This is a genomic window from Staphylococcus sp. MB377 (assembly GCF_001922505.1).
GTDB lineage: Bacteria > Bacillota > Bacilli > Staphylococcales > Staphylococcaceae > Staphylococcus > Staphylococcus haemolyticus.
Genome location: NZ_MAON01000033.1, coordinates 198,455 through 211,393 on the forward strand (window position 1 = coordinate 198,455; position 12,939 = coordinate 211,393).

Annotated in this window: 11 protein-coding genes and 1 other annotated feature; of the genes, 1 reads left to right on the forward strand and 10 read right to left on the reverse strand. The window is 32.5% G+C overall.

Annotated elements, in window-relative coordinates:
- Positions 1-14 precede the first annotated feature (14 nt).
- The 3 genes from BB045_RS12560 to BB045_RS08130 form a co-directional block, all read right to left on the reverse strand.
- Entirely contained in the window at positions 15-407 is a 393-nt protein-coding gene (locus tag BB045_RS12560) for a prepilin peptidase (protein ID WP_083605833.1), read from the reverse strand.
- Positions 408-599: 192 nt separating this feature from the next.
- Positions 600-1,862 (reverse strand): bifunctional folylpolyglutamate synthase/dihydrofolate synthase, encoded by a 1,263-nt coding sequence (locus tag BB045_RS08125; protein ID WP_070580851.1) that lies wholly within the window; start codon positions 1,860-1,862, stop codon positions 600-602.
- A gap of 11 nt (positions 1,863-1,873) precedes the next feature.
- Positions 1,874-4,504 carry a valine--tRNA ligase gene (locus BB045_RS08130; protein WP_070678457.1) on the reverse strand — a complete coding sequence of 877 codons (2,631 nt, stop codon included), beginning with the start codon at positions 4,502-4,504 and terminating at the stop codon, positions 1,874-1,876.
- Between the two features lie 43 nt (positions 4,505-4,547).
- Positions 4,548-4,766: a binding site (T-box leader), on the reverse strand.
- A 56-nt stretch (positions 4,767-4,822) separates the two neighbouring features.
- Between BB045_RS08130 and BB045_RS08135 the strand changes: the two genes are divergently transcribed.
- Complete coding sequence (locus BB045_RS08135; RefSeq protein ID WP_053024744.1) at positions 4,823-5,377, forward strand: DNA-3-methyladenine glycosylase I; 555 nt, start codon at positions 4,823-4,825, stop codon at positions 5,375-5,377.
- 126 nt (positions 5,378-5,503) lie between these two features.
- Here the strand turns inward: BB045_RS08135 and BB045_RS08140 are convergent, their stop codons facing one another.
- From BB045_RS08140 to hemA, 7 genes are all read right to left on the reverse strand, one after another.
- Positions 5,504-6,580: an AbrB family transcriptional regulator gene (locus BB045_RS08140; protein ID WP_070678455.1), complete on the reverse strand. Its 1,077-nt coding sequence runs from the start codon at positions 6,578-6,580 to the stop codon at positions 5,504-5,506.
- An 80-nt stretch (positions 6,581-6,660) separates the two neighbouring features.
- Positions 6,661-7,944: a glutamate-1-semialdehyde 2,1-aminomutase gene (gene hemL / locus BB045_RS08145; protein ID WP_070580857.1), complete on the reverse strand. Its 1,284-nt coding sequence runs from the start codon at positions 7,942-7,944 to the stop codon at positions 6,661-6,663.
- A 22-nt stretch (positions 7,945-7,966) separates the two neighbouring features.
- Positions 7,967-8,941 carry a porphobilinogen synthase gene (gene hemB, locus BB045_RS08150; RefSeq protein ID WP_070580859.1) on the reverse strand — a complete coding sequence of 325 codons (975 nt, stop codon included), beginning with the start codon at positions 8,939-8,941 and terminating at the stop codon, positions 7,967-7,969.
- Positions 8,931-9,611, reverse strand: a complete 681-nt coding sequence (locus tag BB045_RS08155; protein WP_075140662.1) for a uroporphyrinogen-III synthase — start codon at positions 9,609-9,611, stop codon at positions 8,931-8,933. Before BB045_RS08155 ends, hemB begins: the two co-directional genes overlap by 11 nt.
- 26 nt (positions 9,612-9,637) lie before the next feature.
- Entirely contained in the window at positions 9,638-10,570 is a 933-nt protein-coding gene (hemC, locus tag BB045_RS08160; protein WP_070441115.1) for a hydroxymethylbilane synthase, read from the reverse strand.
- Positions 10,571-10,600: 30 nt separating this feature from the next.
- A complete protein-coding gene (ccsA, locus tag BB045_RS08165) occupies positions 10,601-11,413 on the reverse strand; it encodes a cytochrome c biogenesis protein (protein ID WP_070441118.1) in 813 nt (270 codons plus the stop codon).
- Positions 11,414-11,434: 21 nt separating this feature from the next.
- Positions 11,435-12,775 (reverse strand): glutamyl-tRNA reductase, encoded by a 1,341-nt coding sequence (hemA, locus tag BB045_RS08170; RefSeq protein ID WP_075140663.1) that lies wholly within the window; start codon positions 12,773-12,775, stop codon positions 11,435-11,437.
- Positions 12,776-12,939 lie beyond the last annotated feature (164 nt).

Below are 12,939 nucleotides of genomic sequence, written 5' to 3' on the forward strand. Positions count from 1 at the left end.
TTAACGTTTGAAGGTCATACAATAGTATATAGAATTATTATGACTATATTAATTGTTAACGTTTGAAGGTCATACAATGCCATTGTAAGAAGGAATAAATAAGTAGTAATAAATAGAGAGAAGTGTACATTAGTATCAAAATTAATTATTAAAGGTATAATTAAGAAAGCTAAGCATTCCCCAAAAATATAATGACGTTTTAACTTTTGATTACAACAATTAGATTTTCCTTTTAAAATAAAAAAGCTAAATATGGGTATTAATTCGAACCAACATAATTTACGACCGCAATAATCACACTTGGAACGCCTAACAAGATAATTCAAATTCAAACTGTTCGTATTGGTGAGATGGTATAAAAAACTAAACAAAACACTACAAACATAAGATATTAATAACACTAGCATCACCTAAACTAATTATAACTATTTCACCTTGAAAGTAAATGAGTTATGTTATTTATTTTATAAATAAATAATAGTATTTAAGAAAAATATTAATTTCATTATCAATAACTAAAATTTAGTGATAATCAAATATCCCCGAGTCATTTAGGTACAATGTTATCCTAAATGACTTGGGGATATACTAATTCAAGTTTAAAATTCAGTTTTACTTTTTACTTCACTTATAAAATATAAACTACCAGTAATTAATAACCCATTGCCATCATATTTTTTTATAAAAGAAACATAATCATCAATAAATTCAATATGCTCTAAATTTACTTGTTCTGACAACTCATCTTTAGTCAATGCTTTAGGGAAATCGAATTCAGTGAAATATAGGTGATTTGAGATCTCTTCAAGTTTATTAAGCATGCCATGCACTGGTTTACCTTTTATTGCCGAGAAAAGAACGTCCATTTTTTCGTTATCATAATAATTCTTGATCGTATCAATTAAAGCTTCAATACTTTCGTTATTGTGGGCTCCATCTATAATGATTAATGGATTCTCTTTTACTTGTTCAATACGACCAGTCCAACTAACACTCTCAATAGCATCAATCATTTTATTAAAATCTAGCGTAATAATTTCTTGTTCATATAGCTCAATCAATGCAGTAATTGCAAGAGCTGCATTTTCTTTTTGATGTTCACCAAGCATGTTTAAAATAATTGTTTCTAGCTCATAGCCCTTATAACGATAAGTGAATTCATCTTCTTGTGAAACAACCACAATTTCACGGTCTAATTCAATTGGTTTCGCCTCATTACTTTCAGCTAGGTCTCTAATATATTTTAATGCTTCTTCATTTTTAACAGCATAAATCACAGGTATATTAGGTTTAATAATAGCACCCTTGTCTTTTGCAATATCTAAATAAGTGTTACCTAAAATATCAGTATGATCTAATCCAATACTTGTAAGTACTGAGAGAATTGGGTTAAACACATTAGTGGAGTCATTTTTTATACCTAACCCTGCTTCAACTACAACAAAATCAACAGGGTGAATTTGTCCAAAGTATACAAACATCATTGTTGTAATGATTTCAAACTCAGTAGCACCACCTAGTTCTGTTTCCTGCTCTAAAGCTTCACTAATTGGTTTAACTATTTCGACTAATTCAACAATCTCGTCATTTGTAATTGGAAGTCCATTTAGACTAATTCTTTCATTAAAATTTTCAATAAATGGAGAAGTAAAAGTTCCTACCTCATAACCATTTTCCACTAAAGCGGCTCTAATGTAAGCTACAGTTGAGCCTTTACCATTTGTACCACCAACATGTATGCCTCTAATATTTAATTGAGGGTTATTCAAACGATCTAGCATCCACTCCATACGTTTTACACCAGGTTTGACACCAAATTTAGTTCTCTCATGTATCCAATACAAACTCTCTAGGTAATTCATTGGCGATTCTCCTATGCTTTTAATTGTTCAATTCTGTTTTTCACACCATCATATTTTTCTTGATAACGTAGTTGTTTTTCTTTTTCTTCGTTGATAACTTTTTCAGGCGCTTTATTAACAAAATTTTCATTAGATAATTTTTTATCAACACGATCAAGTTCTTTTTGTAATTTATCTAATTCTTTTTCTAAGCGTGCAATTTCTTTATCCATATCAATTAGACCTTCTAAAGGTAATATAACTTTACCAGCGATTACCACTGCAGTCATTGCTTTTTCAGGAATATCAATATGTGTATCAATCGTTAATTCACTAGGATTACAGAATTTATGAATATAATCTTCATTTTCAATTAGTGTTGCTTTAATATTTTCATCTTTGGCTTGAATGTAAATAGGTATTGCTTTAGAAAGTGGCGTATTTACTTCAACACGAGATTGTCTTACAGATTTGATAATTTCAACTAATTGTTGCATCGTTTGCTTACTTTCTTCAAATACAAGCTCTTCCCTAACCTTTGGCCATGATGCTTTCACAATCGTATCGCCTTCATGTGGAAGACTTTGCCATATCTTCTCAGTAACAAAAGGCATAAACGGATGTAACATTCTCATAATTTGATCTAGTGTATAACTTAAAACAGAACGTGTCGTTTGTTTTTGTGCTTCATCTTCACCATTCATTGGTATTTTACTCATTTCAATATACCAATCACAGAACTCGTCCCAAATGAAATTATATAACGCACGACCAACTTCTCCAAACTCATACTTTTCACTTAAATTAGTAACGGTTTCAATCGTCTCATTTAAACGAGTTAAGATCCATTTATCCGCTAATGAAAGGTTTCCAGTTAAATCGATATCCTCAAATTTAAATTCATCACCTATATTCATTAAGCTAAAACGCGCACCGTTCCATATTTTATTAATGAAATTCCAAACAGACTCTACTTTCTCAGTAGAATAACGTAAGTCATGACCAGGTGATGATCCTGTTGCCAAGAAATATCTTAAGCTATCTGCTCCATATTCTTCTATTACATCCATAGGATCTACACCATTACCTAATGATTTACTCATTTTCCGACCGTCTTCAGCTCGAACTAAACCATGAAGTAAAACATCGTTGAATGGTCTTCTGTCAGTGAATTCAAGACCTTGGAATATCATTCTTGCAACCCAAAAGAAAATAATGTCATATCCAGTTACAAGTGCATTAGTTGGATAGTAACGTTTAAAATCATCTGCATCAATATTCGGCCAACCTAAAGTTGAAAATGGCCACAATGCACTAGAGAACCAAGTATCTAGAACATCTTCATCTTGCACCCAATTATCAATATCTTTAGGCGCTTCTTCACCAACATAAATTTCACCAGTTTCTTTATGGTACCAAGCAGGTATTTGATGACCCCACCATAATTGTCTAGAAATTGTCCAGTCTCTAATTTCTTCCATCCAACGATTGAAAGTGTTCTCAAAACGTGGTGGATAAAAATCGATTCGATCATCTGTTTTTTGATTATCCAGTGAACGTTGCGCTAACGGTTTCATTTTTACAAACCATTGCGTTGATAAGTAAGGTTCAACAACAGCACCTGAGCGTTCAGAATGACCAACTGAATGAACATGCTCTTCAATCTTAATGACTAGATCTTGCGCTTTTAAATCTTCAACCAATTGTTTACGACATTCAAATCGATCTAATCCAGCATATTTATCAGCTTTATCGTTCATTTTACCATTTTCATCCATGACAATAATGTTCTCTAAACTATGTCGTTGACCAATCTCAAAATCATTTGGATCGTGTGCTGGCGTTACTTTCATAGCGCCACTACCAAAATCAATATCAACATATTCATCAGCTAATATCGGTAACTCTCGACCAACAATTGGTAATATAACTTTCTTACCAATTACATCTTTATAGCGGTCATCATTAGGATTAACAACTATGGCAGTGTCTCCTAACATTGTCTCAGGTCTTGTTGTCGCAATTTCAATATAGCCATTACCATCAGTGTAAGGATACTTAAAATGATAGAAATGACCTTGCACATCCTCGTGAATTACTTCAATATCTGATAAAGCCGTTCTAGCTTCAGGATCCCAGTTAATAATACGTTCACCACGATAAATAATGCCTTTATTGTATAAGTCAACGAAGACTTTTCTTACTGCTTTACTTAACCCATCATCTAAAGTAAAACGCTCTCTACTATAATCTAGACCCAAACCTAATTTAGCCCATTGTTGGCGTATAAATGACGCATATTCTTCTTTCCATGACCAAGCGTGTTCTAGGAACTTCTCACGTCCGATATCATGACGAGAAATGCCTTGTTCTTTTAATTTAGCATCTACTTTTGCTTGAGTAGCAATACCTGCATGGTCCATACCAGGTAGATATAGTGTGTCATACCCTTGCATACGTTTCATACGCGTAATAATATCTTGTAAAGTTGTATCCCACGCATGTCCAAGGTGTAATTTTCCTGTCACATTGGGTGGTGGAATTACAATTGTATATGACTCTTTTGATTTGTCTTCTGAGGGTTTGAAATAATCATTCTTTACCCATTCTTCATAACGTCCAGCCTCAACTTCGCGTGGATTATACTTAGGCTCCATGTTCATCGATTAAAACCTCCTAATAATTAAAAAAACATCCTCCTAAATAATATAGGACGGATGTTCCGTGGTACCACCTAAATTCAAGTATAAATTAATATACCTGCACTTAATTTGATTAACGCTCAAACACGCTTTTATCTACTAATAAATGATTCAATAAAAGTTCAAGTGGGCTACCTTCAGATTGAATGTTATACATATTTACACCAACCATATGCTCTCTGTGCTATCATTCAAACTTACTCTTCCCAATAATATATTTCATTACTTAATTATAGTATAATGGAAATCGTGATAAGTCAATCTCTTGGAGGTATATTTATGAATGAATGTGCATTTAGTACAAAAGACCCGACTTACTTAGATTATCATGACAATGTATGGGGACAACCCATATATGATAGCAAAGCCTTATTTAAGCTAATGGCTTTAGAATCTCAACATGCTGGGTTATCTTGGCTAACCATTTTAAAAAAGAAACAATCTTATGAACAAGCATTTTACAACTTTGAGCCAAGCAAAATTGCTCAGCTATCTACGAAAGATATAGATAATTTAATGGAATTTCCTAACATTGTTCATAATCGTAAAAAGTTAGAAGCGATTGTATCACAAGCACAAGGTTATTTTGAAATAGAAAAGGATTTTGGTAGTTTTAGTAATTTCCTTTGGTCATATGTTAATCATCAACCTATAGATTTGAACTATACAACTGCCTCAGAAAGAATTACTGTTGATGATCGTGCTAAACAATTATCTAAAGACTTAAAAAAATATGGTTTTAAATTTTTAGGACCAGTAACTGTTTTTTCATTTTTAGAAGCGGCAGGTTTATATGATGCCCATTTGAAAGGATGTCCATCTAAACCTTCATAATAATTTATATAGGTTGTACCATAGAGTGCAATTTAAGAAATAAGTCGAAAAGTAATTGTAGGTAAAGGTTTTATCAACCCTCTTTAATATTAAAATTACTAACGCTTAAACTTTGCATGACACAATCTATCTTTTTTGATGAAATTTTAAAATACCGCCACGTAAGAAAAAGCCAATGATAGGGGCTACTACAAATAAAATAAAAAAGATTCTAAATATGTGGAAACTAGAAATCATTGCTACATCCGCCCCCGTTGCCATAGCAACTAAAACAATTTGACTCATACCTCCTGGCGCTCCGCCCAAAAACAACTCATTAATATTATTATTTGTAAATATGTGCACAATATATACCATGATAAATGATCCAATGATTAGAAAGATATTTTGATAAATGATTGCAACGGCAATTCGACCTTTTAAATCGGAAAGTAAATTGGCAATCTGCAATCCAATTCTAATCATATAAATCACTTGTGCAGAAGCAAGAATATAATTATCTAATGTAAATATGTGATGTGTAGTTAAATTCCATATTACTAACACGACAATAGGAGCCAATAATTGCTTGGTAGGAAAATTGATTTTAGCCATAAGACTATAAATGATTGCAATACAACAAATTAATAGTATTACTTGCGATAAGTTTAGTACTTCCGTTAATGGAGGTGATTTAATAGAAGTTGTTTCATTTCCACTATCACTACTAAAGAAATAAGAAATTAAGGGTACTAATATCACGACAAATAAAACGCGAGACGTTTGAGTTAAACTCACTACGAGAATATTTGCCTTTTTATTTTCCTCTGCCATAATTAGCATTTGACTTAAAGCACCTGGAATGACACTTAATATTGCTGTCTCAGTGTTTACTCTTGCTATTTTTTTGAAAAAGAAGGCGATCAATAGAGATAAAACTAATAGCAATAGTGTAATAACAACAATTATCAACCAATCATTTTTAATATCATGCAACACTTCAGACGTAAATGTTGATCCAATTTGTACCCCTAAGAGAATCAATCCAATTTGACTAAGCCAGAATGGCCATTTGACCTCTAATTTAAATACTTTAATGACAATTATCGATGCAATAATAGGACCAAACATAAATGGTAAAAAAACATGCGCAACATGTAATAACAAACTAATAACAACAGCAGTCACTAATAGAATAAAGTTATTGATCCATACATTTTTCATTATGCGGCCACTTCTTTCATTAAAAATGAGGTTAAGACGTCATCGAGTTGAAAGTCCTAACCTCATTCTATTTCATAACATTATACAATACGACTTAAAGCAGTATCAAATGCTTGGATTGTTTTTTCAATGTCTTCTTTACTATGTGCTGTAGATAAGAATGTTCCTTCAAATTGAGAAGGTGGTAGGAATACGCCTTCTTTAGCCATTTCACGATACATTTGACTGAACAATTCTAAATTACTTTTATTTGCTTCTTCAAAGTTAGTTACTGGTCCTTCATTTAAGAAGTATCCAATCATAGATCCAGCTCGATTAATAGTAATTGGGACATTATGTTTGCTAAATACTTTTTTAAGTCCTTCTTCTAAGATATCACCTAATTCTTGGAAATACTCATAAGATTCAGGCGTTAATTGACTTAGAGTTTCGTAACCACTCGTCATTGCTAATGGATTCCCGGATAATGTTCCAGCTTGATAAATATTTCCAACTGGAGCAACTTTGTCCATAATCTCTTTTCTACCACCAAACGCACCTACTGGTAATCCACCACCAATAACTTTACCTAAACATGTAAGATCTGGTGTAACACCAAAGTAACCTTGCGCACAATTGTACCCTACTCGGAAACCTGTCATTACCTCATCGAATATTAATAGCGCACCATAGTCATTTGTAATCTCACGTAACCCTTGTAGGAAGCCATCTTTAGGAGGTACAACGCCCATATTACCAGCAACTGGTTCTACGATAATTCCAGCGATATCATCTCCATAATTTTCAAAAGCAATTTTAATTGCTTCTAAATCATTATACGGAACTGTAATCGTATTCTTAGCAGTACCTTCTGGGACACCAGGTGAGTCTGGTAATCCTAGTGTTGCAACACCAGAACCCGCTTTAATTAATAAGGAATCACTATGACCGTGATAACAGCCTTCAAATTTTATAATCTTATTTCTTCCAGTATAACCACGAGCCAATCTTAACGCTGCTAACGTTGCCTCAGTTCCTGATGAAACCATACGCACTTTTTCAATTGATGGTACGCGTTCGATTACTAATTCTGCAAGTTTGTTTTCTTCTAATGTAGATGCTCCGAAGCTTGTTCCTCTATCAACAGCCTCATGTAGTTTTTTTATAACTTGTTCGTTTTTATGTCCTAGAATTAAAGGTCCCCAGCTTAATACATAGTCAATATACTCGTTACCATCGATATCATAAATTCTTGATCCTTTTGCTTGATCCATAAAAATTGCTGGTGTATCAACAGATTTAAATGCTCTTACAGGACTATTAACGCCACCTGGCATTAAATTTTCAGCTATTTTCATCGCTTCAATCGATTTCTCGTAACCCATATCAAAATCCTCCTAAAATTAATTATTTATCTAAGTAATGACAAATATCTTTCGCAAAGTAAGTAATAATCATATCTGCACCTGCACGTTTCATTGAAACCATTTGTTCCATAACAACACGTTCTTCATCTATCCAACCATTTTGTGCTGCTGCTTTTGTCATTGCATACTCACCACTTACGTTATAAACAATAACAGGAATATTTGTATTGTTTTTAACATCTCTTACAATATCTAAATAACTTAGCGCAGGTTTTACTATCATCATATCTGCGCCCTCTTTTAAGTCACTTTCAAGTTCGCGAAATGCTTCCAAACGATTCGCTGGGTCCATTTGGTAAGTCTTTCTGTCACCAAAAGAAGGTGCAGAATCAGCCGCATCTCTAAATGGACCAAAGAAACTTGATGCATATTTGATACCATAACTCATAATTGGAATATTGTAATAACCGGCATCATCTAGACCTTTACGAATTTCAGTAACAAAACCGTCCATCATATTACTTGGTGCTATAATGTCTGCACCCGCTTCAACTTGTGAGATAGCTGTTTTCACAAGTAAAGGTAATGATTTATCATTATCTACATCATGAGTATGATCATCAATAACACCACAATGTCCATGATCTGTATATTCACATAAACATGTGTCTGCTACAATTAATAAATCTTTATGCAATTCTTTAGCCTTTCTTGTTGCTTCTTGGATAATACCATTATGATCATATGCACCAGAACCTACGTCATCTTTAGAATTTGGTACACCAAAGAACATGATTGCTCTAATTCCTAGTTCATAAGCCTCATTTATTTCATCATCTAATAAATTCAAGCTAATTTGGTAAACGCCTGGAAGTGATTTAATCTCACTTTTTACATTATCTTTTTCAACTACGAATATTGGATAAATTAAATCTTCTTTTCTAACATGGTTTTCTCTAACTAAATTACGCATTGACTCTGATGAGCGTAATCGTCTATGTCTATCAAATTTCATTATTATACCAACTTTCAATAATTTTATTTATAAGTGATTCCGAAGTTTGTTTATTAGCTATTAATGGGTTGAGACCGTTCTTTCGTAATGTGTTTGCAGTTTGGGCCCCAATAGCAACATACTTATCAAAACCACAAGGAACGTCATGCCTTATATACGCTTTTACTGCAGAAGAACTTGAAAATGTTACCGCATGAACTTTATGATGTTCTATCAATTGAATGACTTCTCTAATATTCCTATCATTAGGATTAGGTTTATATAAATCGATTTTAGTCACTATATTATTTTGTGCTAATGTATGTTGGAGTTTTGGACGCGCTTCAGCACTACTTGGTATGAGAATGCTTTGTTGATTCTTTTTAAACTGATTCAAAAATCCTTCTTGAGAGTAGTCATTAGGTATAAAATCAACATTAATTTTAAGCGCTTCACAAAGTTCGGCAGTTTTCTTTCCAATGACAGCTACATATTTAACATCTAATTGATTTAAATATTTATAAAATATGCGAACCGCATTTTTAGAAGAAAAAATAATCCAGTCATATTTATGATGCAAAACTTGAGTATCAAATTCAAGTGATTGAATTTCTATAAATGGCTTATGCATTATTTCCACTAAATCACTATTAAATTCACTCGATTGCGTCATAGCTACAACTGGTTTCATATTTCATTACACCTCAACAATATGGTTTAATGCGCTTGTTCTTCATTTAGTTTTTTGATTATTTCATAGGCACCCTGCTCTTTTAAAACACGGCTGACTGTTTCACCTAAATCAACAGGATTTTTACCAACTTCTGTGTGCTCATATCTCTTTGTACCGTCTGGAGTCATAATTAACCCAGTAAATTCAATTTCACCATTCTCCTTATTAGTTGCATACCCTCCAATAGGTACTTGACAACTACCATCCATAGCTGAAAGGAATGTTCTTTCAGCTATAACACAATTCGCTACTGCTTGATTATGAACTTTACTTAATAATTCCAATAGTTCGACATCATCACTACGACACTCTATACCTAATGCACCTTGTCCAATAGCTGGTAATAAAATATCTTTGTCCAGATATGTCGTTACAATATCATCTGACCAACCCATACGTCTAAGTCCTGCAGCAGCTAAAATAATTGCATCATAATCTTCTGTTTCTAATTTTTTAAGTCGAGTGTCAATATTTCCTCTTATCCATTTAATTTCTAAGTTTGGATATTTAGATAAAATTTGAGCACCACGTCTTAATGAACTCGTACCAATAATACTACCATCCGGTAATTCATTTAAAGGTATATGATTATTAGAAATATAAGCATCAAATGGAACTTCTCTATCAGGTATGCAACCTATTGTTAAACCTTCAGGAATGATACTTGGTACATCTTTAAGTGAGTGTATTGCCATGTCAATTTCTTTGTCAAAAAGTTCTTGTTGGATTTCTTTAACAAATAGTCCTTTACCGCCCACTTTAGATAATTGTTTATTTACGATGCGGTCACCTTTAGTGACAATCTCCTTAATTTCTATTTCAAGGGTTGGATCCACCGCTTTTAACTTATCTATAAATTGTTGACTCTGAGTTAAGGCAAGCTTACTTCTACGTGAGCCTACAACCAATTTGCGCATAATTGTTGCCTCCTAATGACATTTGAAATTTTAAGTGAAATGTGTTGTGAAAAATAGATTAATCATGCATAAGCAAAATAACATAATATTAAAGTAAATTAAATAAATTGTTTTAAACCATCGATTAATACGACTTAGTAGATAAATAGCGTAAAAAATTGTAATAATAGAAGATAGTACTACTTTAGGGTCAGCAAAAATACTATGTCCAATTGCATAGACACCCCACTGTGCGCCTAAAATAATACTCAAAATTAAAATAATGAAACCACTTAAAGATGAATAAAACACAACCGTTTCAAGTGTGGCTACGCTACCAATTCTAAAGTATTTTTGATCAAAATTCTTTTCCCTTAAATTGCGGTATTGAATAATATAAAGTAATGAATTTACAAAAGCTAATGCAAAAAGAGCATAACTTAATACCGCTAAGCCTATATGCACTAATAACAATTCATTTATAACTGTAATACGTTGCACATTTGTTGAGTAATGTTCAGGTTGAAAAGTATTCATCATCAATAATATAAATCCAATAACATTGAGAAAGAATACTGAAAAACTTAATACTTTAACTACATTTAAAACCAGTGCTATACATATAATTATCCATGATAAAAAGAAAAATACATCAAATAATGAACTCACCGGAATTTGATTATGCGAAGTGATATAAACAGACAAAGAGATTGTTTGCAATATCCAAACAATCCCTAATGTATAAATTCCTAATTCTCTAATTTTATGACTCTTTTTAACGAAATCTATAAAATAACAGAGAATACTAATTAAATATATAATTAATATTATTTCATGAAATCTAATAAACAGGGTCTCTTGCATATTATCACCATATTAATATGCTTATTCAAAACTAAAGATGTGACGGATAGAAACTTCTTTTTGTGCTTTACGAGCTTTAATATCCTCGTAAGGGTCTGCAGCATCAATATCAAATATGTTTTGAAATAGCTCTAATTTTTCATTACTTCTCTTATCATTACTCAATTCTTTGGCCTGTTTTATTGGATCTTTCAACATTTGATTAATAATACTTTTAGTATGTTTCGAAATGATTGTACGTTCTCTATCACTAAGATCAGGTAGCTTTCTATCAATACTATCCATTGTTTCTGACTGGATTGTCATTGCTTTTTCACGCAATGCTCTAATTACAGGTACAACACCTAACATATTTACCCAATCATTATGAGCCTGGACTTCATCAGGAATCTGACTTGCTATAAAGTCAGCTGCCATCTGACGTTCTCGCAAGTTAGCATCAACTAAACCTTTAAGATCATCCACGTCATAGCTGAAAATATTTTCGCTGATATTAACATTTGGTTCGATATCTCTAGGAACCGCAATGTCTATTAACAATAATGAAGAAGCTTTTCTATTAAGATTGACCGACTCAATCATAGATTTTGTAACAATAAAATCTGGCGAACTTGTTGAACTGATAACAATATCAGCATTAGTCAAAAGAGTTGGTAATGACTCAAGTTTATTATAATTTACGTCGTGCTTCGTTGCTAATTTATACGCATTAGTTTCAGTTCTATTAACGACAGTAATATCATCAATGCCACAACCTAATAAATTTAAGAGTGATAATTCACTCATTTCCCCTGCACCTATAATAATAGCTCGTTTACCTTTTAGTTTACCAAATACCTTTTTAGCTAATTCAACTGCTGCATATGAAACACTCACAGCATTATCTGCTATGTCAGTCTCATTATGAGCTTTTTTAGCGAAAGTAATAGCCTGTTTAAATAAATGATTAAAAATTGTACCAGTTGTTTGAATGTCTTGAGCTAAAAAGAATGCATCTCTCATTTGTCCAAGAATTTGAGTTTCACCTAATACAATTGAATCTAAGCCAGAAGTGACTCGCAGTAAATGTTCAACTGCTTCGTCCCCCACTTTAACTTCTGACATATTTTTTATATCATCTACATCAAATCCAAATGAACGCGCTAAAAATCTTTGAATATAGTAACGACCTGTGTGAATTTGATCAACAATAGCATATACTTCAGTACGATTACATGTAGATAAAATGACGTTCTCTAAAATAGATTTAGTTTCGAACAAATCTTCATGGGCTAATCGCAAGGCATCATCTCTAAAAGCTACTTGCTCTCTAAGTGCTACATCAGCAGTGCGATGATTTATACTTATAGCAATAAAATGCATTTATAACGCCCTCCAAATACTAACAATACTGATATTATAACACATTATTTAATGATTTTAAGTTGATTGCTCAAACAAATTAGAAAGATTCTAATTTGAAGTCAAAATTTTGACACTTATCCCATTAAAAAATCTAAACAGAAGTTTGACCCCTGCTTAGATTA